Source organism: Embleya sp. NPDC050493, from assembly GCF_044458105.1.
Lineage (GTDB): Bacteria > Actinomycetota > Actinomycetes > Streptomycetales > Streptomycetaceae > Embleya.
This window is the reverse complement of sequence record NZ_JBITHP010000003.1, coordinates 569,689-590,430: the sequence shown is the minus strand read 5'-3', so window position 1 is coordinate 590,430 and position 20,742 is coordinate 569,689. Positions and strand designations below refer to the sequence as shown.

Sequence of the window (20,742 nt, the reverse complement as noted above, 5' to 3'; positions counted from 1 at the left end):
GTGGTCGGGTCGGCCATGCGGCCGTCACTCGTCGTCGGTCGGATCCGCCTCGACGCCCTCGGCACCGTCGGGCGCCCCGGCCTCTTTGGGCTCCCCGAGCGCCCGCAACCTGCGTCGCAGGTGTGCCCGTTCGGGTTCGGTACCGGCCAGGTCCAGCGCCTCACGGTAGGCCGCCGCCGCCTCGGCGCGGCGACCGAGGCGGCCCAGCAGATCCGCCCGGGCGGTCGCGAAGGGGTGGTAGCCGCGCAGCCTCGGCTCGTCCGCCAGCTCGTCCAGCAATGCCAGACCCGCCTCCGGGCCGTCCCGCATCGCCACCGCCGCGGCCCGGTTGAGCGCGACGATCGGCGACGGGGTGAGGACGAGCAGGACGTCGTACAGGGCCACCACCTGCGGCCAGTCAGTGGTCGCCACGTTCGCGGCCTCGTCGTGCAGCGCGGCGATCGCGGCCTGCACGCCGTACCGTCCGGGCGGGCCGCCGCTCAGCGCGGCAACCACCAGGCCCCGACCCTCCTCGATCATCGCCCGGTCCCATCGACCCCGGTCCTGGTCGTCGAGCAGCACGATGCCGCCGGCGGGATCGGTCCGGGCCGCGCGCCGCGCGTGGATCAGCAGCATCAGCGCGAGCAGCCCGGCGAGTTCACGCTCGGCGGGCAACAACCGGCGCAGGATCCGCGCCAGCCGGATCGCCTCCTCCGCGAGGTCGAGTCGCTGCAAGTGCGGGCCGGAGCTGGCCGTGTAGCCCTCGGTGAAGATCGAGTAGATCACCTGGAGCACACCCGGCAGACGCTCCGGCAGCTCGTCCGCACCGGGCACCCGGAACGGGATGCGCGCCTCGCGGATCTTCTTCTTCGCCCGGACGATCCGCTGGGCCATCGTCGCGGTCGGCACCAGGTACGCCCGGGCCACCTCGGGCGTGGTCAGCCCGGCGAGGCAGCGCAGCGTCAGCGCGCCGCGGTCCTCGGCGGGCAGGGCGGGGTGGGCGCACGTGAAGAACAGCTGGAGTCGCTCGTCGGGCAGGTCGTCGCCGGCATCCGCCGGCGGCGCGGGATCGGCCCGATCCGCCTCCACCTGCAATACCGCCAGCCGGGCCGCGTACGTGCGGTCCCGACGCAACCGGTCGACCGCCCGGCGCCGCGCCGTGGTCAGCAGCCAGGCTCCCGGCCGGTCCGGCACGCCGTCGACGGGCCAGTGCACCAGCGCCGCCTCGATCGCCTCGGACGCGACCTCCTCGGCCAGGTCCAGGTCCCCGAAGCGGCGGGCGAGGGATGCGAGCAGCCGACCCCGTTCCTCCCGGAACACCGACTCGACGGACGCATCCACCGACGCACCCCGGCCCCCCTCGGCGGGCCCGTCGCCGGGTACTCCCGGGGGCGCCTCGGAACCGGCGGCTCGCTCGTCCATGCCCGTCAGCCCGCGAAGTCGGCGATCGGCCGCACCACGACCGCGCCGGTGCCGCGCGCACCGGGGCAACGCGCGGCCCAGTCGAGCGCGACGTCGAGGTCCGGCACGTCGATCACGTAGAAGCCGCCGAGCACCTCGCGGGTCTCGGCGAACGGCCCGTCCGTCACGGTCCGATCACCGGTGGGATCGACCCGGACTGTGGTCGCGGTGATCAGGTCCGCGAGCGACTCGCCGGACACGAAGATCCCCGCGTCCTTGACCTCCTTGTCGTACGCCATCCAGTCCTCGACGGTGCACTCGGCGGCTCCGCCGTCGGCGTCGATCGCGCCGCTGTGGATCAACAACATGTACTTCATGGTCCGACTCCTGCTCTGTCCTGTCGTTTCCGCGTCCGGCGGGTTGCCGTACACCATGACGACGAACGAGCAGCGGCCGGATCGACAGGCCCTCAAAAACTTTTTCGACCCGGTCCGGACGGACCCCGGTCGACCCCGGTCGAGCCGGGCTCGACCGGCACCGACACCGTCGTCGTCCCCGACAGCCTCCCCCGGCCGCCGACGCCCCGCCTCCGCCGGGCGGGTTCGCCGGATCGAAACCGGGCCGCTCGGGTACGGGATCGACCGGGCCGCTCAGCCGGCCAGGGAGTCGATCCACGCGGTGAGGCGTCGGCCCTGGCCGACCATGATCTCCGGGTCCCGAAGGGTGTTGGTGAGCAGGGACATGCCCTGGTAGGCGCCGATCAGGGAGAGTGCGAGCTCGCGCGCGTCCGCGTCGTGGCCCATCGCCCGGAACTGTTCCTCGGCCCAGGCCAGGAGCCGGCGCATCACCTCGGCGGCGCGACGGTCCAGGTCGTCCTCGCGCTTGTCGAGTTCGGAGACCAGCGTGCCGAACGGGCAGCCGTACCGCACCGCCAGTTCGCGCTGCTCCACCCAGCCGCCGACCAGCGCCCGCAACCGCTCGCGGGGGGTGGGCAGTTCGGCCAAAGCCGCGATCAGCTCGCGGAGTTGCCGTTCGTGGTCGCCGATGGCGGCCTCGACGAGTTGGTCCTTGGTCCGGAAGTAGTAGTAGACGTTGCCCACCGGCACGTCGGCCTCGGTCGCGATGTCCGCCAGGGTGGTCCGCTCCACGCCCTGCCGATGCAGCACGCGCGCGGTCGCCGTGACCAGCCGCTCCCGCTTGCCGGGTCCGGACTCGGCTCCGCGCCGGCTCTTCTTCTTCTGCACTGAGTCAGTCATCTCACTAACAAATATAGACAGCGGTCCTCCCGCTTGCTAGCGTCTTTCTTAGTTAGTCAACTAACTCACTCGCCGGACACTCCGCGGCACACGCACACGCACACCCGCCCGGGAACGCCCGCACAGAACACCCACACACGAACACAAGGGGAACCTCATGATCGTCATCACCGGCGCCACCGGAAACGTCGGACGCGCCGTCACCGAGCAGCTCGCCGCCGCCGGCCGGCAGGTCGTCGCCGTCTCCCGCAACGCCCCCACCAGCGAGCCGCCCGCCGGCGTCCGGCACCACGTCGCCGATCTCGCCGACCCGGCGAGCCTGACCGAGGCGCTCGTCGGCGCGCAGGCGCTGTTCCTGCTCGTGGCCGGCGACGACCCGCAGGGTGTCCTCGCGGTGGCTGCGGCGGCGGGTGTGCGGCACGTCGTGCTGCTGTCCTCGCAGGGCGCGGGCACCCGACCGGAGGCCTACGGACATCCCGTCGCCTTCGAGCGGGCCGTCAAGGAGTCCGGCATGGCCTGGACCGTGCTGCGCCCCGGCGGCTTCGCGACCAACACCTTCCAGTGGATCGAGGGCGTCCGGACCCGGCGCGAGGTCGCCGCCCCGTTCGCCGACGTGGCATTGCCCCCGATCGACCCGGCCGACATCGCCGACGTGGCGGTGGCCGTCCTGACCGAGGAGGGTCACCACGGGCGCACCTACGAACTCACCGGTCCCCGAGCCCTGTCACCGCGCGAGCGTGCCGAGGTGCTGGCCGGTGCGCTCGGCGAGCCCGTCCGCTTCGTCGAGCAGACCCGGGACGAGGCGCGCGCCGGCCTCCTGCACGTCATGCCCGAGCCCGTGGCCGACGCCACGCTCGCCATCCTCGGCACGCCCACTCCCGCGGAGCAGGCCGTCGGCTCGGACGTGGAACGGATCCTCGGCCGCCCGGCCCGCACCTTCGCCGACTGGGCCGCCCGCCACGTCGCGGCCTTCCGCTGACCGGGCGGGCCGCGAGCGCCGGGCACGGCTCGTCGTCGGATTCGTATCGCGGGCTGCTCCAATGGGCGGCCCTGGACGGCCCGTTCCGGCCGGCCGCGACCGACCCCGGGAACCGACCGCGTCCACCGGGCACTTGCCCGACCGCACCATCTCCGGCCCCATCTCCGGCAGACCACCACTGCCCGCCGCACCGTCCCCGCCCGGCGGTCCGGCGGGCCGCGGTCGGGTGCGCCGTCGCGTACTACCGCCCGAGCAGCGCCTCGGCGAGGGTGACCTGCGCGGGTTCCAGTGTGCTTCGACCGTCCTCGATGTCCCACAACGCGTTCTGCAACACCCGAGCGAGCGTCCATCCGGCCGCGCGCCGCCGGTCCAGATCCAGCACCTCGGTCAGCAGGTCGAAGCGGCGGAGCAGCGCGCGGGTCGCGTCGCCCGTGGCCACGACGGCCTCCCACCGACTGTCCAGCGCCGGCCACAGCTCGAACCCCGGGTCGCCGGCGAGTGGTTCGGGGTCGATGACCAGCCACGGCTCGCGATCGGCGGCCAACACGTTGTCGTAGTGCAGGTCCCAGTGCAGCAGTCGGTCGCCGGGTTCGTCGATCAACTCGGCGACGGCGCTCGCGCAGGAGCGCACCAGGCGCCGTTCGGCGGGGTCGCGCAGAGCCGGCACCGCGTGCGGCGCCCGGTCGAGCATGTCGGCGGCGATCCGCGCCAGGTGCCGCAGCCCCGGCGGCGCCGGGACCGCGACCAGGCGCGCCGCCAACTCGGCGAGCGTGCGCATGGCGACGTCGTCGTCGGGCACCGCGGACAGGGTGCGGCTCGCGTCCAGCCGTTCCAGCAACATCGCGCCGGAGTCCGGGTCGTGGTCGAGCAGGTGCACGACACCGTCGCCGTTCCAGGTGCGCAGGCCCAGGGCGACGCCGGCGTCGTCCTCGGTGGGCTGTCGAAGCCTCAGCACGGCGGGCGTGCGGTCCGCGCGGATCACCGGCAGCACGAGCGCGGCCATGCCGTGCGCGGCGGGGCCGTCCGGGCGCAGGGTCCAGCGGTCCAGCAGGTCCGCGGCCAGTCCCGGCAGCGCGTCGAGCCAGGCCCGGGCGGAGGCGCCCTGGCGGCCGTAGGACTCGACGAACGTGGTGGGGACATCGACGGAAATGGGGGTGCTCACAGGGGGTTTCTCCTTCGTGGGGCCGGATTTCACGCGGGTACGAAGGAGGGGACGGCGGTGCCCGGCTGCCGGGCGGGCGTCAAGACATGGTTCGCCCCGGTCGGTTGTTGCGAATCGACGGCCGCGGTCAGGCCACGTCCCGTAGCAGGCGACCGGCGTACACGTCGCTCACGTGGCCCTGAAGGTGTGCCCAGACCGCGACGGAGCACGGGAATTCGCCGTCCCGGTAGGCGATGAACACGGTCTCCTCGCGCCGGAACAGGCCGTGTTCGGCGTCCTGAGCCTCGGGCCAGTCGCGGACCACGGCCGCGGCGTGCTCGGCGTCGACGCAGCGCAGCGGGACCACCGCGAGTTGCGCGTAGGCACCGGGCACGGTGTGCGCGATGACCTGGACGTCGCTCATGTGCCGACCGAAGGCGCGCAGGTGATCGCTGCGCTCCCAGGGTCGGTTCGAGGCCCAGGTGCCGCACGAGCAGGTCGCGCGGGTGGCGACGAAGCCGAGTGCGGCGTGGTCGCCGGGGTAGGTGGTGAACTCGATCCGGTGCCGGTCGAGGCGAACCAGTGGGTCCTGGGTGTAGTTCGGCATGCTCATGAGGGTTCCCCCGAGGTGTCGTCGCGTGGTATGGCACGAGCGTAGGCAAGCCCACCGACAACGGCGAGCGGATTTCCGCACAGCCCGGGCCCGGTGCGGCTGTGCGCGGTGGATGGCATGCGGTCGAGCCGGTTGCCGTTGCCGGGCCGGTCCGCCCGGAGCAGTCCGGGCCGCGCCGAGCCGGCGTATGGCGCCCGGGCCCGTGGCGGCCGGCGATCGGGCCGCGGCAGTCGGCCGGCGGCCTGCCACACCGCCGATTCGACGGGCGCGGCCGGCCCCGGTGGCTCAGCGGGTCGCGGGGCCGGTTTCGCCCAGGCGGTTCGCCAGGCCGTCCAGGATGAGGGCCAGTCCCTCCTCGAACGCCGACTCGTGCTCGATCGGCGGGACGGCGGGCTGTTCCGCGCCGTCACCGGGGTCGGCGTCCGCCTGCTCCTCCAGAACGGAGCCGATCGTGAAGCGGCCGGCGGCCAGCATCGCCATCCGGGCGTCTCGCTCGGGCACGCCGGAGGCGATCAGGAAGGCCATTTTGTGGGCGATGCGGTCGAGATCGGTGCCGCCGGGGCTGCTTCCGGCGTGCAGCCGTGCACCGTCGCGACGCATCAGCAGGGTGCGGCGCAGGCTTCGCGTGTTCTCGACGAACCAGTCACGCCAGTCGTCGTCGGGTTCCGGTAGCGGAGCCGTCGCATGGGGCCTCATGGCGGCCTCGGCCATGGCGCCGAGCAGCTCCTTCTTGTTCCGGAAGTGGTAGTAGAGCGACGGCTGCTCGACACCCAGTCGCTTCGCGAGCCGTCGCGTGCTGACGGCATCCAGGCCGACCTCGTCGAGCAGGTCGAGCGCCTCGCCGACGACGGTCTCGCGGTTCATCTTCATGTTGACAACCTATCGGCGATAGGTGGACGCTGTAAATCCACCTATCACCGATAGAAAGTGGGTTCTGCCATGACACGCGGAGCCGGAACTCCCTCCTTGAAGGTCCTCATCTGCGGCGGCGGGATCGCGGGAGAGGCGCTGGCCTACTGGCTCGCCCGAGGCGGTCACCGGGTGACCGTCGTCGAACGTTTCCCGGCGCTGCGGGCCACCGGCGCCCAGGTCGACCTTCGAGGCCAGGGCATCGACGCCATACGGCGCATGGGACTCCTCGACGTCGTCGGGAGCAGGCGCGTGGACGAGGCAGGCGTGGCCATGGTGGACGCTCGCGGCAAGGCGAGGGCGACGATCATGGCCAACACCTCGGGCCGCGGCCGGCAGACGCTGACCTCCGAGTACGAGATCATGCGCGGCGACCTGGTGCGCATCCTCCACGATGCGACGAAGGAGGACGTGAACCACGTCTTCGGCGTGAGCGTGGACCGATTCGAGCAGGACGAGAAGCGAGTGGTCGCCCACTTCTCGGACGGCACTTCGGACGAGTTCGATCTCCTGGTCGGCGCGGACGGGCAGGGGTCGCGCCTGCGGCGGGCCATCCTGCCGCCCGGCGCTCCGGACCCCTACTGGCGGGTGGGCATCCACATGGCCTACTGGTTCGTCCCACGCGTCGCGACGGACACCAACATCCGGGACACCTACCACGCCCCCGGCCGGATGATCATGCGCCGGAGTCACAACCCGACCGAGACTCAGGTCTACTTCATCCTGCGGGAGGACTCCGAGGAGTCCTCAGCCGTCCACCGGGAGTCGATCGAACGCCGCAAGACGTTCTGGGCCGACAGGTTCCGCGATGCGGGATGGCAGACCGAGCGCTTCCTCGAAGGCATGGAGACGGCCGACGACTTCTACTCCCAGGAGGTGGTGCAGGTACGCACCGACACCTGGTCGAAGGGGCGCGTGGTCCTGGTCGGGGACGCCGCACACTGCGCTTCCCCCTTCAGCGGCATGGGCGTCTCCGGCGGCCTGGTCGGCGCATACGTCCTGGCCGGCGAAATCAGCCGGCACGCCCATGATCTGCCCGAGGCCCTGGCGAACTACGACACCACACTGCGGCCCTTCGTCGACGGGATCCAGGCCACGGTCAAGCCGCATCTCCTGCGCCTGGCCATGCCCAGGAACAAGTGGGCCATCGACGCCTTCCACTCCGCCGCCGCACTGGCCTGCTTCCTGCGCATCCCCGATCTCGTCGCCCGCCACTCGAAGACGGACCGAGGCGGCGACTGGCAACTCCCGGACTACCCGGACCTCGACGACGCGTAGGTCGGGTCCGGCGGACCCGGGTGGGCTCGGACCGACCCGGGCGCCGCCGACCTCGACCTCGACCACCGGTGAGGGGTCCCGCCGGAGGCATCCCATCCGGGCCCTTCCGGCAGGCGGTCGCGCCGACCCGACCCCCGCCCGCGGGCCGTCGTCACCCCGGCACTGCCGCCCACGTCACCGCGTGGTGGCCCCGACAGGCCGCCTCCAGCGCGACCCGCCACCGGTGGTCCGCCACCTCCCCCTCGCCCAGCGCACCGCGCAGTTCCAGACTGGCCAGCCCGTGCACCAGGGCACTCAGGTGGGTGGCCGTGTCGTGCGGGTCGGTCGGCGCGAAGCGGCCGGCTGCCACGCAGCGGTCGACGGCCCGCACCAGGGTGTCGAACGTGCCCCGGACCCGGGCCAGATCCGCGTCGCTCGGATGGAAGTCGGCGATCGGCCGACCGAACATCAGGTCGTAGCGATGCGGGTTGGCCCGCGCCGCGGCCCGGTAGGCGTAGCCCAGCGCGATCAGGTCCGTCTCCGGGTCGCCGTCGACCGGCACGTCGGCGAACCGCCGCTCCAGGGCCGCGAATCCGTCCAGGAACATCGCCCGCAGCAGCCCGGCCTTGTCCTGGAAGAGGTTGTACACGGCGGTCGTCGAGGTGCCCACCTCGTGGGCGACCCGACGGGTGCTCAACGCCTGCGGGCCCTCCTGCGCGAGCAGCCTCCCGGCGGCCTCCAGCAACTCCCGGCGGAGTTCGTCCCAATCGCGCGTGCGTGGCCGTCCCATGTTGACAACAGTATCGCAACGCTGTTTCATAACGCCGTATCAAAAATCACCCTCCCCGGGTCGGGCCACACGCCACAGGGAGGACCACCTCGGGAGTCCTCATGTCCACTGGGTCCGATCTGCACGTGGTTCTCGGCGCCGGCGGCGCGGTCGGCGCAACCGTCGTCGACGAACTCGTCTCGCGCGGCCGGCGGGTGCGCGCGGTCAACCGCAGCGGCGGCCTGACGGTGCCCGAGGGCGTCGAGGTCCGTCGCGGCGACGTCACCACGACCGAGGGAGCCACGGCGGCATGTGCCGGCGCCGCCGTGGTCTACCACTGCGCGGCTCCGGCCTACACCCGGTGGACGAGCGAGTTCCCGGCGCTGACCGACGCGATCCGCGCGGGCGCCGCCGCGGCCGGCGCCAAGCTGGTGTTCGCGGACAACCTGTACATGTACGGGCCGGTGAGCGCGCCGATGACCGAGGACATGCCGTACGCGGCCGACTTTCCCAAGGGCCGGGTCCGGGCCGCGATGGCCCGGTCGTTGTCGGCCGCGCACGACGCCGGCGAACTGCGGGTGGCGATCGGCCGGGCATCCGACTACTACGGCCCCCGAGGCGTGAACAGCGTGGTGGGCGAGACCGTGTTCGGCGCCGCGGTGCGGGGCAGGGTCGCGCGCTGGGTGGGTCCGCTGGACCAACCGCACTCGTTCGGCTACCTGCCCGACTTCGCCAAGGGGCTGGTGGTGCTCGGCGAGGACCCGCGCGCGGACGGGCACGCCTGGCACATTCCCGCCGCCGAGCCGGTGACCGGACGACAGTTCCTCGACCTGCTCTTCGCGGAACTGGGCCGCCCGGACAAGTCGGCCGCGGTGGGTCGCACCCTGCAGCGCGTACTGGGTCTGGTGAACCCGACGGTGCGCGCCCTGGGCGAGACCTGGTACCAGCGCGACCGCCCGTTCGTGGTCGACGCCGGCCGGTTCACCGAGACCTTCGGCCCGCTCCCGCCGACCGCGCACGCCGAGGCGATCGCGGCCACGGTCGCCTGGTTCCGCAGCGCGCACGCCTGACGGCCGCGTCCGGGCCCGACCCGCGCGCCTTCGCTCCGCCGCGCTTCGCGCCGGCTCCGGCGCCTGTCCCGATGCCGACCGGACACCGGCGATCCGGACCCCGCCGGCCCGCAGGCCCCGGATGGCCCGGCCCCCGGGTGAGCCGAACCCGATCGGCGCGGACCCCGAGTGGCCCCGACCCCGGGTGGCCCGGACCCGATGCAAGCCGGATCCGGGACCACCGGGTGACACCCCCGCGCCGATCCCGCCCCGCGCGAAAGGCGGGTGCGGGTCGGCATCGCGGACGGGTCGAGCAGCCCTACCGGCTGCCCGTCAGATGCGCGAAGACCACGACATTCGCGGCGTATCCGGCGTGCTTGTCGTAGCGACCACCGCAGGTGATCACCCGCAACTCCGCGGCCTCGGTCGGCCCGTAGACCACGTCGTCGGGAAAGGCGTCCTTCGGGTAGGACCGGACCGCGTCGATCGCGAAGACCGCCGTCCGGCGGTCCCGCCGCTGCACCTCGATCCGGTCCCCCACCCGGAGCAGGCCCAGCTTGAAGAACACTGCCGGGCCGGAGCGGGTGTCCGCGTGGCCGACGGTGATCGCGTTTCCGCGGGCGCCGGGAGTGACACCGTCGCCGTACCAGCCGACCAGGTTCTTGTTGCCCACCGGCGGGGTGGCCAGCCGCCGGTCCGGACCGATGCCCAGCACGCTCGTCGGCGCGTTGACACCGATCGCCGGGATCCTGATCCGGGTCGGCGCCGACGCCGTCAGCGGCGCGGCGTCCACCCGGTGCGGCGCGTCGTTCGGGGTCCGGGCCTGGGCCGGCACCCGGGCCGCGTCCGCGACGGGAGCCGGCGGCCGCTCGACCGGGCCGTCGGATCCGTGCTGGACCAGCCACAGTCCGACGGCGACCGCCAACGCGGTCGCCCCGGCCGCGAACGGGCCGGAGCGACGCGCGCGCTGCGCCGGCGCGGGCTCAGTTCGTCCCATCGCCCGTGGCACGGCGACGACGGGCGAGGTAGAGGCCGAAGCCGCCGAGCGCTGCGCCCGCGACCAGCACGCCGGCCGCCACCTCACCCGCGTCGACCTGCGAACTGCCGCCACCACCACCGGCGTTGACGCTACCTGCGGGCCGGCCGCCACCCGTGGTCGCGCCGCCACCGGTGGTCGTGCCGGCGGGGCAGTCGACTCTGAAGACCTTCTGCTTGCCGGCCCCCTGCTCGCCCTCGAAGGTCCACACCAGCTTGTACTGCCCGTTGGGCAGCGACAGGTTCGGGGTGTGACCGGTGCCGTCCACGAGGGTGATGGTCCCGCCCAGCACGGATCCCGCGCTGTTCGCCGGCTGCGGGGCGATCGTGTAGGTGACCGACTGGAGCGTGTCGAAGTTGAACGCCGCCAGGTTGAACAGGCACACCTTGGGTTCGTTGCGCTGGTCCGTCGGCGACGTGGTGCTCATGTGCACCTTCACGTCGCCGTTGTCCCCCGGCGCCATCGGCAGCGCGTGTGCGGCGCCGGTACCGGCGAGCGTGGCGGCACCCAGCGCGATCGCCGCGACGGTCAGCCGCCGGGTGCGGGTGGACGGACTATGGCACGGGGATGGCATCACGATGGGCTCCACGAAGAGGACGGATAAAGGTGGTCGCATCACCTGAAGATGGGACATTCCGACGGTGCCTTCCGCATCCGCCCCCACCGCGACGACACACACCACCCCGTCCCGGATTCACCCGTATGTCGCAGCACGTACACCGTCCGTCGTCCCGCCCCGGCTCGGACGCCCGGCCCGGCGACACCCGGGCGGCCCGCGTGGCAATATGCCGGATCCGCTCGTGGATACGCCGGTTTGACATCGGGTCCGGGCAGGCGTAATCCGAGACATATGTGCGCGCAAGCAGCGGAGCGGCCGCCGCGCCGCACGGTACGAAGACGCCCGGTGCCCGGACGTGGGTGGCGCCCATGACCGGCACGGTGCCGGGGCCCGGCGCCGGGCCCCGTCCCCTTCGTGCGGTGCACAGCGAGGCCGACCTCGACCAGGAACGCGAGGCGGTCCTGGCCGACTGCTCCACGTGCCTGGACAGCGCCGTCCGGGGCACCGGCGCCTACGCCGGGGTGGTCTACCTGCGTTCACCCGATCGGCGCTCGCTGGTCCTGGCCAAGGTCGCCGGACTGGCCCTGTCCCTGCTCGGGCCGTGGAGTCGGGTCCCGGTCACCGGCGCACTGCCCGCCCCCGAGGCCTACCGCACCGGCCGCATCGTCTTCCTCGCCGACGACGGCGACACCATGCGGCGCTTTCCCCAGCTGGCCCTGGGCATGCCGTACGCCTACGCGTCCGCCTCAGCGCCGGTCCGCGCGGGCACCGAGACCTTCGGCGTGGTGTGTGTGATGTGGCCCGCCTCCCCCGGACGCGGCCTGCCCCCCTCGCGGCGGCGCAGTCTGCGCACCGCGGCCCAACGCCTGGGCAACGCGCTCGGCGCACGGGTCGCCCGCGGTGTGCCCGTCGACTACGACGGCCCACCCACGGTGACCCTGCTGCCCGCCAACACGTTCCCGCTGATCCGGGTGGGCCTGTTCGACTGGAACGTGGCCACCGGCGACTTCGACGCGGACGAGGAGTTGTGCGAGCTGTTCGGCGTCGACCCGGCCGACTTCGATCGACGCGCGACGACCCTGGCGGCTCGGGTGATCTCCGGCGGCGGACAGGAGTTCCGCGACGCCGCGCGGCAGGCCGTGGCGACCGGCCGGGTACTGGCCTGGCGGCTCCACGTGGCGGGCTCCGACGGCGCCGGCCGGCCGCTGGAGGTGTGGGGCCGGGTTCCCGACGAGGGGTCCGGCGACCGGTCGCGACACCTGGTGGGCGCGGTGCTGGACCTGGGTGCCGGCGCAGCCGCCGCGGAGGCGGTGGAGCGGCTGCGCGACGGCGTCTTCTCGCTCGACCCTGGCGGCCGGATCACCTACGCCAGCCGCAACCTGGCGGACCTGCTCGGCGTCCGGCCGGAGGACCTGTTGGGCCGGACCCCCTGGGAGGCCCTGCCCTGGCTGGCCGACCCGTCCTACGAGGACCGCTACCGGGCGGCGATGCTCTCCCAGCAGCCCGGCTCCTTCCTGGCCCACACCCCGCGCGACCGCTGGCTGGCGTTCTCGCTCTACCCCGACCCGTACGGGCTGACCGGCAAGGTGGTCCCGGTGGGGGCGCCACCCGGCGCCGGCGGTCGGGCGACCGAGGCCGATGCCTCCCGCCCCGAGACCGAGCCGCCCCGGCTCGGAGCGATCTACCACGTGCTCCAGATGGCGGGTGCGCTCACCGAGGCGGTGTCGGTCGGCGAGGTGTGCGAGGTGGTCGCCGACCAGATCCTGCCCGCCTTCGGCGGCCGCGAGCTGGCGATCTACATCGTCCGGGACAAACGCTTCTTTCTGGCCCTGCAGACCGGCTATCCCGAGAACTTCCTGGACCCGTTCGAGGGCGTGCCGCTGGACGCCTCGCTCCCCGGTGTCGAGGCGCTCACCCGCGGCGTGCCGATCTTCTTCGAATCGGCCGAGGAACTGGCAGCGGCGTATCCGGGCATCCCGCTCGACGAGATGTCCGCGTGGGCGTTCCTGCCGCTGATCGCCTCCGACCGGTCGGTGGGCAGCTGCATCCTCGGCTTCGACCGCAACCACCTGTTCACCCCCGAGGAGCGCTCGGTGCTCACCGCGCTCAGCGGCCTGATCGCCCAGGCGCTGGAACGGGCCCGGCTCTACGACGCGGAATTCACCCTCGCCCGCGGCCTGCAACACGCCCTGCTGCCGCACCGGCTGCCCGACCTGCCCGACCTGGAGGTGGTGGCCCGCTACCTGCCGGGCACCCAGGGCATGGAGATCGGCGGCGACTGGTACGACGTGATCGACACCGGGCGCGGAGTCGGTCTGGTGATCGGCGACGTCGAGGGGCACAACGTGGCCGCCGCCGGCACCATGGGCCAACTGCGGAGCGCCGTCCGCGCCTTCGCCACCGGCGGACAACGACCCGACGAGGTGGTGCGGTGCACCAACCGGCTGCTCGCCGATCTGGATCCGGGCCTGTTCGCCAGCTGCTGCTACATCGAACTGGACCCCGCCACCGGCAACGCCGAGGCGGTTCGTGCGGGCCACCCGCCACCGCTGCTGCGCGGCCCGGACGGGCGCACCCGAGTCCTCGACGTGGCCGGCGGCACCCTCCTCGGGGTGGACCCGGCCACCGAGTATCCGGTGACCCGGGTGACCCTGGAGCCGGGCTCGGTCCTGGCCCTGTACACCGACGGCCTCGTCGAGGAGTCCGGCACCGACCTGGACCTGGGCATCGACCGGATGCGCGCGTCGTTGTCGCAGGCCCCCGACGCGGGCCTGGCCGAGCTCGCGGACCGGATGTTGCGCGACGCGGGCCGACTGACCGAGCGGGCCGACGACGTGGCCGTGCTGCTGACCCGGCGGCCGACGACCCGGCCCGCCGCGCCGGGGTCGGCCGAACCGGCGCCGGGTGCGGGGGGCACGGCCGATCTGCGCTGAGCGGCAAACGCGCGACCATGGAATGAGGAGGAACAGGAGGGCTCGATGGGCACACCCAACCCGGCCGGTGCCGACGATGCCGGTGCCGACGCGTCCTCCGTGCCGTGGGGCGCGGACCGGGCGCTGCTCGACCACCTGCTCAACCGGGCACCCGTCGGCATGGCGGTGGTCGATCGGGAGCTGCGCTGCGTGTGGCTGAACGACCAGCTCGAACGCAACGGCGGGATCCCCCGTGCGCTGCGCCTGGGCCGGCGGCTCTCCGAGGTGCTGCCCGGCCTGCCCGCCGAGACCATCGAGACGCGGATGCGCGAGGTGCTGGAGACCGGGGTCCCGCTGATCGACCACGAGTACCAGGGCCGCACCGCGAGCGACCCGGAACACGTGCACGCGTACTCCACCTCGTTCTTCCGGCTGGACGACAGCACGGGAACACCGGCGGGGGTGTGCTACCTCGTCATCGACGTCACCGACCGCTGGCGGGCCCGGCAGCGGCTCGCGCTGCTCAGCGACATCGGGGCCCGGATCGGCACCACCCTGGACGTCGCGCGCACCGCGCAGGAACTCGCCGACGTCGCGGTCCCCGACCTGGCCGACTTCGTCGCGGTCGACCTGCTGGAACCGGTGCTCGGCGGGATCGAGCCCGCGCCCGGCCCGGTCAGCCGGGACAACCCGGAGCTGATCCGACTCGGGCAGCGCTCGGCCCGCGAGGGCCGGGACGGCAGGACCGACGGCGACCCGGCCGAGTCGATCGCCCGGATCGGCGAGCGTGCCCCGGTCGCCCGCAACTCCCCCGGCGCACGCTGCCTGGTCGACGGCAAGGCGGTCCTGGAACCGGTCCTGGACCCGGTGATCCTGCCCTGGCTGGCCGAGGACAAGGTGTCCACGGAGCGCACCCGCACGGTGGGCCTGCACTCGATGATGGTGGTCCCGATCCGGGCCCGCGGCACGATCCTGGGCATGGCGCACTTCTTCCGCCGGGACACCCCGGACCCGTTCGAGGGCGACGACCTGATCCTGGCCGAGGAGTTCGTCTCGCGCGCCGCGGTGTGCATCGACAACGCACGCCGCTTCACCCACGAGCACGCCGCCGCACTGGCCCTGCAGCGCAGCCTGCTGCCGCACGGGCTGCCCCGGCAGACCGCGGTCGAGGTGGCCAGTCGCTACCTGCCCGCCGACGATCGGGCCGGGGTCGGCGGCGACTGGTTCGACGTGATCCCGCTGTCCGGCGCCCGGGTCGCCCTGGTGGTCGGCGACGTGGCCGGACACGGCACGCACGCCGCGGCGACGATGGGCCGGCTGCGCGCGTCGGTGCACACCCTGGCCGACCTGGACATGCCACCGGACGAGTTGCTCGCCCATCTGGACGACCTGGTCATCCGGTTCGTCGACGAGGAGGGCACCGGCGAGGGCGGCGTGGACACCACCGCACTGGGCGCCAGCTGCCTGTACGCGGTATACGACCCGGTCAGCCGGTTGTGCACGTTCGCCCGCGCCGGGCACCCGCCGCCCGCCCTGGTCCGCCCCGGCGGTGCGGTGGAGTTCCTCGACCTGCCCGCCGGGCCGCCGCTGGGCCTGGGCGGCCTGCCGTTCGAGTCGGCCGAGTTCGAGCTGCCCGAGGGCAGCCTGCTGGTGCTCTACACCGACGGCCTGATCGAGACCCGCGATCGGGACGTGGACTTCGGCATGGATCGGCTGCGCGCCTCGCTCGCCGAACCGGACCGGCCCCTGGACGAGCTGTGCCGCTCGGTGCTGAACACGCTGACCCACAATCCGCCGCCGGACGACGTGGCCCTGCTGATCGCGCGCACCCGCACCCTGGACTCCTCCAGGGTCGCGTCCTGGGAGCTGCCCGCCGACCCGGCCATCGTGGCCGAGGCCCGCACGCTCACCGGCCGACAACTCGCCGAGTGGGGACTGGACGACATCGCGTTCACCACCGAGTTGGTGATCAGCGAACTGGTCACCAACGCGATCCGGTACGCGTCGGGGCCGATCCGGCTGCGGCTGATCCGTGACGCCACGCTGATCTGCGAGGTCTCCGACGCCACCAGCACCAGCCCCCGGCTGCGGCACGCGCGCACCTCGGACGAGGGCGGGCGCGGACTGTTCCTGGTCGCCCAGTTCACCCAGCGCTGGGGCACCCGCTACACGGGCGACGGCAAGACGATCTGGACGGAGCAGTTGTTGCCCGCCCCGCTGTGAGCCCGGGCCTGTCCTCGACCCCGCGTCGGAGCCCGCGACGCCCCGGCGTCGACGGTCGGCGCTTCGTGGCGTCGCCACGAGCCCCGGGGCTCCCGGATGTCACCGCGAGCCCTGCTACGGTTTTTCGCATGTCAGGAACCATCCCCCGCGAATCAGGAAGTGGGCAGGCGTATCGCGGGCGCAACTCCACCGCGGACCGCGCCCTGGACATCCTTCTGCTGTTCGGCGACGACCGCCTCGCGCTGTCCGCGAACCAGGTCGCCGAGCACCTGGGCGTCGCCCGCTCCACCGCGTACCGCTATCTGCAGAGCCTGACCGCCAACGGGTTCCTGGAGGAGAACGACGGCGGCTCCGGGTTCCGGCTCGGGCCCCGGGTGATGGACCTGGCCCGGCTGGCCCGCAAGGGCGTCGGTCTGTCCGACCTGGCCCGTCCGGTGCTGCGCACCCTGGCCCGTGCGGTCGGTCAGCCGGTGCTGTTGACCCGCCGGGCCGGCGATGTGGTGGTCTGCCTCGAACGCGAGGAGGCCGTGCACACGTTGCGGCTGTCCTACGAGCGCGGACAGGTGCTGCCGCTCAACGCCGGCGCCGCCGCACTGACCCTGCTGGCCTGGGCCGACCACGCCGAACTCGACCGGCTCCTGGCGCGCCCGCTCCCCCGGTTCACCGACGCCACCGTGACCGACCCCGAGCGACTGCGCACGCGACTCGCCGAGATCCGCACCCGGGGTTACGCGGTGGCACGCGGCGAACTCGACCCGGACGTGCTCGGCATCGGTGCCCCGGTGCGTCGCGAGGACGGCGGCGTCGTGGCGGCCGTGAGCATCGCGGCACTGTCCCACCGGGTGCCCGACGAGCAGGTACCGGACTACGTGTCGGCCGTGGTCGCCTCGGCGGGCGAACTGTCCGTCCAGGTGGCTCGGATGGGGCTGTAGGACGACGCGGCAACGACGGCGGGCGCGAATCGGGAACCGGCCCTGCCGCCGGAGGGCGGAGCGCGGCGCGTGGTCAACGGCGCGGTTCGGGACCGCCCTGGGCCGGGTCCGGTGGGGGTGCCGCGATGCCCGGCGCGCCGAAGGTCAGGCCGGTGAAGTCCCGTCCTTGGATGACCGGGCCTTGCTGGGTGCCGCCACTGATCGTGTTGTGCACCGCACCCGCCGCCTCCTCCGGCAGCAACGGCGCCAACTCGTCGAGCAGCGTGCGCAGTTCCGCCGCCGCCACCGAATCGGCGCGGAGCAGGCGACGCAGCCGGGTGCGCCACTCGGCCTCGATGTCCGCGATCACCGGATCGTCGCCGGACTCCCGGGCCACGGACAACTCGCGTCGGGAGGAGTCCAGTTCGCGTTCGACCGCGATCCCCTGGGCCGGATCGCCCCGGCCGAACAGGGCGGCGATCCGGGTCCGGGCCTGCGCCCAGGACTCCGACACCATCAGCCCGACCATCGTGGTCGCGCCCGATGCCGCCAAGGTCATCAACTCTGCCTCCACACCGACCCCCCGCAGTTGTGGCCGCCGGGCGGGCCGACCGACGCGCATCGCCCACCCCCGAACCGCGTCGTCGCCGAGTCCGCCGTCGCGGGCCCGCCGTTGGGCGCATTCTTGCCCAGATCCGGCCCCGAACACGCCGATTCCGCCGAAGTCGACCGCAAAGCACCGTGGTGCGGATCATGCCCGACGGGGGCGGCGTCCCCACGGTGTCTCGATTCCGCCCCGCGTCGAACCCCGGGGACGACGGTCGGGCCGCCGGCCCGCACGGTGCGCGCCGGCGACCCGAGAGGTGGGTCGAGCCGGCCTAGGCCGTGTCCGGCGGATCCAGGTGGGGCCGCGCCGCCCGGCACCGCGTCTCGCCGCACCGGAGAAACAGCCGAATGGAACCACCATGCGGCTGCTTCTCCGGCACGCCGAGCCACGGCACCGGACGACGCGACCTCATCCACCAAAATCCACCGGACCCGGCCTAATCGTCGGGCGCGCAATGGGTGTCGGGCGCCGGCATGGCGAGGTCGATCAGGTAGCGGTCGGTCAGTGCGGCGGCACAACGGCTCTTGTCGTAGCTCATGTGACCCCAGCCGTCGGCGGCGAGCAGGGTGGCGCCGGGGATCTGCCGGGCCGCGTGCACCGCCCATGAGTACGGAGTCTGCGGGTCGTGCAGGTTGTTGACCAGCAGGATCGGGGTGTGGCCGGGGATCCGGTAGGGACGCGGCGGGTTGGTCACGGGCATCGGGCGACCCAGGCAGTAGGTCATCGCGTCCCATGCCTGGATCGAGCGGCGCATGTGCGGCGCGATCGTCTGCGAGCGGCGGCCGATGGCGGCGAGCGTGCCCGCGTCGGGGATGTCCAGCCGCCAGTCGGCACACAGCACGGACTGCCTGCTGCGCGCGTCCGAGTCCGGGATGTCGGGAATCGCCGGCGCGGGCCTGGGCGGCGAGGCGTCCAGGGCGGCGAGGAGGTCGGCGGCGGAGCGGCGGGCGTCGGCGAGCGTGTCGGTGGGCGCCTCCTTGAGGTAGGAGATCTTCCACTGGATCGCGGACAGCAGGTTCTTCGGGCGCACGCCGCGAGTCGGGTTGCCGGGCTCGTACAGGGTGCCGGCCTCGGCCCGGGAGTAGAGCCGCTCGAACAGTGCGCCGACGTCGGCGCCGTGCAGCGGGCAGTCGGCGGCCGCGGCGCACCAGTTCACGAATTCGGTGAAGGAGTCCTCGACGGTCGCGGCCTGCGCGCGCAGGAAATCCGCACCGCCCACGCTGTGGTCCATGTTGCTGTCCGCGACCAACGCCCGGACCCGCTGCGGGAACAGCTCGGCGTACTGCTGTGCCATCAGGGTTCCGTAGGACACTCCCCAGAAGGTCAGGCGCCGATCGCCGAGTGCGGCTCGCAGTGCCTCGATGTCGCGGACCACCGAAAGCGTGTCGAGGCGGTCGTACAGCGGGCCCGTTCCGGCGCGGCAACCGTGTACCAACCTACGGTTGTCGGCCGCGAATTCGGCGAAGCCGGCCGGTGTGGTGGGGTCGGCGGTCGGCCTCGGCCCGACCTGGGGGCAGGTCGGTGCGGCGCTGCGGCCCCAGCCGCGCGGGTCGAAGCCGACGCGGTCGAAGCGCGCGTTCACCTCCGCCGAGAAGAAGTCCTTGTAGGTGGTCAGTACGTCGTCCACACCGAGCGAGCCCGGTCCGCCGAAGTTCACCACGAGGGAGCCGATCCGCCGGGTGGGGTCGGTCGCCTTGCGGCGGACGACGGCCATCTCGAAGCTCGGGCCGTGCGGGCGGGACCAGTCGACGGGCAGGGTCAGCTCGGCACAGTCGGCGGTGGGGTCCTCGGGGCACGGCTGCCAGGTGAGCGGTCGGGCGATCGAGGCGGCTGCGGTGGCGGGTTCGGCGGCGGCGCGGGCGGGGCCGGCGGCCGTGCCGAGACCCGCGACGCTCGCGCAGGCGACGAACGCGGCGAGCAGGCGCACGCTTCGTCCGCCGAAGCGCGATGCCGGCCGATGTCCTTTGTTGTGCGACGAGTTCACTCGCGTGCGGGAGTTTCGCGGTACTGGTATGCGCATGCTGCGAGGCTAGGAAGGGGCCGCGAGGGGCGCGTCCGTCACACGTACCGGGTCGGGGTCCTCGGGAGGTGGCGGTTTCGCCGTGTGGGTGCCACCTGCGGGTGAGCGGGGACGTCCTACCGATCGACTCGTTGGTCGGCGCGCGTGGTCCGGGTCGGACGGGTGTCGATCAGGGTGAGCGCGTCCTCCACGGAGCCGGCCGGGTCCGGCAGCGGGTAGAGCACGCCGCGGACCGTGCGGGTGTCGTCCAGGAGCAGCGTCAGGCGCTTGAGCCGGTCCACGCCCGCCGCCCGGAAGGTGGGCAGCCGCAGTGCGGCGGTCAGTTCCAGGTCGGCGTCCGAGAGCAGCGGGAACGGGATGTTCGCGTGCCGGGCGAACGAGGCCAGTTGGTCCGGGCGTTGGGTGCTCACGCCGCGTACGGTGGCGCCGCGGTCGGTGAATTCGGCCAGCCGGTCGCGGTAGGTGCACGATTCCAGCGTGCAGCCGGGCGCGCCGGGAATCCGGTCCCAGCCGGGCGGATGGCCCTGGAGGCCGGGGGCGTAGGCGCCGGGGAAGCAGTACAGGACCGTCCACGCGGTGTCCGCGATCGGGTCGATGCGCTCGTCGGCGGCGGTGCGCAGGGTCAGTGCGGGCAGCCGGGTGCCGACCAGGGCGTGCGCCTGACGGGCCTCGGCCGAGTCGGATTCGCCGGTGGCGGTGAGCGTGCCGTCGCCCAGGACGTGCCGTGAGCCCCAGTTCTGTAGTGCGACCAGGACGGGGAGCAGGCCGCGACCGGATTCGGTGAGGTGGTACTCGTAGCGCGGCGGGTGCGGGTGGTAGAGCCGCTTCTCCAACACCCCGTGCTCCACCAGTGCCTTGAGCCGTTGGGCCAGCACCTTGCGGCTGATCCCGACCTGCTCGTGCAGCGCGCCGAACTGGTGCACGCCCGCCGCGACATCGCGGATCAGCAGCAGGGTCCACCAGTCGCCGACGATGCCGAGCGCCTGGGTGATGGCGCAGTCGGCATCCGTCAGATCCGTGTATCGCATGTGACCTCGCCTTGCCTGGTACGACCCGTTCACTATAGTGAGTTTCCATTGGTTACTCACTTGCTCGTCCGGCGGTCCCGGCTCGGCCGCCCG

General features: G+C 73.1%; 18 protein-coding genes. 6 read left to right on the top strand and 12 right to left on the bottom strand.

From position 1 onward, the window contains the following. Positions 1–24: 24 nt before the first annotated feature. The 3 genes from ACIBM5_RS09300 to ACIBM5_RS09290 form a co-directional block, all read right to left on the bottom strand. Complete coding sequence (locus ACIBM5_RS09300; RefSeq protein WP_396006201.1) at positions 25–1,401, bottom strand: RNA polymerase sigma factor; 1,377 nt, start codon at positions 1,399–1,401, stop codon at positions 25–27. Between the two features lie 5 nt (positions 1,402–1,406). Continuing rightward, positions 1,407–1,757 carry a YciI family protein gene (locus ACIBM5_RS09295; RefSeq protein WP_391583951.1) on the bottom strand — a complete coding sequence of 117 codons (351 nt, stop codon included), beginning with the start codon at positions 1,755–1,757 and terminating at the stop codon, positions 1,407–1,409. Positions 1,758–2,030: 273 nt separating this feature from the next. Continuing rightward, complete coding sequence (locus ACIBM5_RS09290) at positions 2,031–2,636, bottom strand: TetR/AcrR family transcriptional regulator (RefSeq protein ID WP_391583952.1); 606 nt, start codon at positions 2,634–2,636, stop codon at positions 2,031–2,033. A 157-nt stretch (positions 2,637–2,793) separates the two neighbouring features. Here ACIBM5_RS09290 and ACIBM5_RS09285 point away from each other — a divergent pair, with 157 nt between their 5' ends. After that, positions 2,794–3,615 carry an NAD(P)H-binding protein gene (locus ACIBM5_RS09285; protein WP_396006200.1) on the top strand — a complete coding sequence of 274 codons (822 nt, stop codon included), beginning with the start codon at positions 2,794–2,796 and terminating at the stop codon, positions 3,613–3,615. 241 nt (positions 3,616–3,856) lie between these two features. Here the strand turns inward: ACIBM5_RS09285 and ACIBM5_RS09280 are convergent, their stop codons facing one another. From ACIBM5_RS09280 to ACIBM5_RS09270, 3 genes are all read right to left on the bottom strand, one after another. Next, positions 3,857–4,777 (bottom strand): aminoglycoside phosphotransferase family protein, encoded by a 921-nt coding sequence (locus tag ACIBM5_RS09280; protein WP_396006199.1) that lies wholly within the window; start codon positions 4,775–4,777, stop codon positions 3,857–3,859. A 127-nt stretch (positions 4,778–4,904) separates the two neighbouring features. Next, complete coding sequence (locus tag ACIBM5_RS09275) at positions 4,905–5,369, bottom strand: hypothetical protein (RefSeq protein ID WP_391583955.1); 465 nt, start codon at positions 5,367–5,369, stop codon at positions 4,905–4,907. 285 nt (positions 5,370–5,654) lie between these two features. Then, the gene (locus ACIBM5_RS09270; protein ID WP_396006380.1) at positions 5,655–6,233 is read right to left on the bottom strand and encodes a TetR/AcrR family transcriptional regulator C-terminal domain-containing protein; all 579 of its coding nucleotides are present in this window, start codon (positions 6,231–6,233) and stop codon (positions 5,655–5,657) included. Between the two features lie 75 nt (positions 6,234–6,308). Here ACIBM5_RS09270 and ACIBM5_RS09265 point away from each other — a divergent pair, with 75 nt between their 5' ends. Beyond that, complete coding sequence (locus tag ACIBM5_RS09265; RefSeq protein WP_396006198.1) at positions 6,309–7,556, top strand: FAD-dependent oxidoreductase; 1,248 nt, start codon at positions 6,309–6,311, stop codon at positions 7,554–7,556. 151 nt (positions 7,557–7,707) lie between these two features. On the opposite strand, the gene ACIBM5_RS09260 is transcribed toward ACIBM5_RS09265, so the two are convergent. Then, positions 7,708–8,325, bottom strand: a complete 618-nt coding sequence (locus ACIBM5_RS09260; RefSeq protein WP_396006197.1) for a TetR/AcrR family transcriptional regulator — start codon at positions 8,323–8,325, stop codon at positions 7,708–7,710. A gap of 101 nt (positions 8,326–8,426) precedes the next feature. Between ACIBM5_RS09260 and ACIBM5_RS09255 the strand changes: the two genes are divergently transcribed. Then, on the top strand, positions 8,427–9,374 hold the full coding sequence (locus tag ACIBM5_RS09255; RefSeq protein WP_396006195.1) for an NAD-dependent epimerase/dehydratase family protein: 948 nt from the start codon (positions 8,427–8,429) through the stop codon (positions 9,372–9,374). A 298-nt stretch (positions 9,375–9,672) separates the two neighbouring features. Here ACIBM5_RS09255 and ACIBM5_RS09250 read toward each other — a convergent pair whose 3' ends face one another. Both ACIBM5_RS09250 and ACIBM5_RS09245 read right to left on the bottom strand, forming a co-directional pair. Continuing rightward, entirely contained in the window at positions 9,673–10,350 is a 678-nt protein-coding gene (locus ACIBM5_RS09250; protein ID WP_396006194.1) for a class F sortase, read from the bottom strand. After that, on the bottom strand, positions 10,337–10,963 hold the full coding sequence (locus ACIBM5_RS09245; RefSeq protein ID WP_396006379.1) for a hypothetical protein: 627 nt from the start codon (positions 10,961–10,963) through the stop codon (positions 10,337–10,339). Before ACIBM5_RS09245 ends, ACIBM5_RS09250 begins: the two co-directional genes overlap by 14 nt. Before the next feature lie 353 nt (positions 10,964–11,316). On the opposite strand from ACIBM5_RS09245, the gene ACIBM5_RS09240 reads away from it, so the two are divergent. The 3 genes from ACIBM5_RS09240 (at position 11,317) to ACIBM5_RS09230 (ending at position 17,015) form a co-directional block, all read left to right on the top strand. Continuing rightward, the gene (locus ACIBM5_RS09240; protein ID WP_396006193.1) at positions 11,317–13,881 is read left to right on the top strand and encodes a SpoIIE family protein phosphatase; all 2,565 of its coding nucleotides are present in this window, start codon (positions 11,317–11,319) and stop codon (positions 13,879–13,881) included. A gap of 45 nt (positions 13,882–13,926) precedes the next feature. Beyond that, positions 13,927–16,083 (top strand): SpoIIE family protein phosphatase, encoded by a 2,157-nt coding sequence (locus ACIBM5_RS09235; protein WP_396006192.1) that lies wholly within the window; start codon positions 13,927–13,929, stop codon positions 16,081–16,083. Between the two features lie 128 nt (positions 16,084–16,211). Further along, positions 16,212–17,015, top strand: coding sequence for an IclR family transcriptional regulator (locus ACIBM5_RS09230; protein ID WP_396006191.1), 804 nt, complete (start codon positions 16,212–16,214; stop codon positions 17,013–17,015). Positions 17,016–17,088: 73 nt separating this feature from the next. On the opposite strand, the gene ACIBM5_RS09225 is transcribed toward ACIBM5_RS09230, so the two are convergent. From ACIBM5_RS09225 to ACIBM5_RS09215, 3 genes are all read right to left on the bottom strand, one after another. Further along, positions 17,089–17,553 (bottom strand): hypothetical protein, encoded by a 465-nt coding sequence (locus ACIBM5_RS09225; protein WP_396006190.1) that lies wholly within the window; start codon positions 17,551–17,553, stop codon positions 17,089–17,091. A gap of 484 nt (positions 17,554–18,037) precedes the next feature. Further along, on the bottom strand, positions 18,038–19,528 hold the full coding sequence (locus ACIBM5_RS09220) for an alpha/beta hydrolase (RefSeq protein WP_396006189.1): 1,491 nt from the start codon (positions 19,526–19,528) through the stop codon (positions 18,038–18,040). A 209-nt stretch (positions 19,529–19,737) separates the two neighbouring features. Then, positions 19,738–20,649, bottom strand: coding sequence for a winged helix-turn-helix transcriptional regulator (locus tag ACIBM5_RS09215; protein ID WP_396006188.1), 912 nt, complete (start codon positions 20,647–20,649; stop codon positions 19,738–19,740). Positions 20,650–20,742 lie beyond the last annotated feature (93 nt).

What these genes read in the sequence shown, in the direction of transcription:
- ACIBM5_RS09300 (WP_396006201.1), bottom strand. Translation starts at nt 1,401, where the DNA reads ATGGACGAGCGAGCCGCCGGTTCCGAGGCGCCCCCGGGAGTACCCGGC.
- ACIBM5_RS09295 (WP_391583951.1), bottom strand. Translation starts at nt 1,757, where the DNA reads ATGAAGTACATGTTGTTGATCCACAGCGGCGCGATCGACGCCGACGGC.
- ACIBM5_RS09290 (WP_391583952.1), bottom strand. Translation starts at nt 2,636, where the DNA reads ATGACTGACTCAGTGCAGAAGAAGAAGAGCCGGCGCGGAGCCGAGTCC.
- ACIBM5_RS09285 (WP_396006200.1), top strand. Translation starts at nt 2,794, where the DNA reads ATGATCGTCATCACCGGCGCCACCGGAAACGTCGGACGCGCCGTCACC.
- ACIBM5_RS09275 (WP_391583955.1), bottom strand. Translation starts at nt 5,369, where the DNA reads ATGAGCATGCCGAACTACACCCAGGACCCACTGGTTCGCCTCGACCGG.
- ACIBM5_RS09270 (WP_396006380.1), bottom strand. Translation starts at nt 6,233, where the DNA reads ATGAACCGCGAGACCGTCGTCGGCGAGGCGCTCGACCTGCTCGACGAG.
- ACIBM5_RS09265 (WP_396006198.1), top strand. Translation starts at nt 6,309, where the DNA reads ATGACACGCGGAGCCGGAACTCCCTCCTTGAAGGTCCTCATCTGCGGC.
- ACIBM5_RS09260 (WP_396006197.1), bottom strand. Translation starts at nt 8,325, where the DNA reads ATGGGACGGCCACGCACGCGCGATTGGGACGAACTCCGCCGGGAGTTG.
- ACIBM5_RS09255 (WP_396006195.1), top strand. Translation starts at nt 8,427, where the DNA reads ATGTCCACTGGGTCCGATCTGCACGTGGTTCTCGGCGCCGGCGGCGCG.
- ACIBM5_RS09250 (WP_396006194.1), bottom strand. Translation starts at nt 10,350, where the DNA reads ATGGGACGAACTGAGCCCGCGCCGGCGCAGCGCGCGCGTCGCTCCGGC.
- ACIBM5_RS09245 (WP_396006379.1), bottom strand. Translation starts at nt 10,963, where the DNA reads ATGCCATCCCCGTGCCATAGTCCGTCCACCCGCACCCGGCGGCTGACC.
- ACIBM5_RS09240 (WP_396006193.1), top strand. Translation starts at nt 11,317, where the DNA reads ATGACCGGCACGGTGCCGGGGCCCGGCGCCGGGCCCCGTCCCCTTCGT.
- ACIBM5_RS09235 (WP_396006192.1), top strand. Translation starts at nt 13,927, where the DNA reads ATGGGCACACCCAACCCGGCCGGTGCCGACGATGCCGGTGCCGACGCG.
- ACIBM5_RS09230 (WP_396006191.1), top strand. Translation starts at nt 16,212, where the DNA reads ATGTCAGGAACCATCCCCCGCGAATCAGGAAGTGGGCAGGCGTATCGC.
- ACIBM5_RS09225 (WP_396006190.1), bottom strand. Translation starts at nt 17,553, where the DNA reads ATGACCTTGGCGGCATCGGGCGCGACCACGATGGTCGGGCTGATGGTG.
- ACIBM5_RS09215 (WP_396006188.1), bottom strand. Translation starts at nt 20,649, where the DNA reads ATGCGATACACGGATCTGACGGATGCCGACTGCGCCATCACCCAGGCG.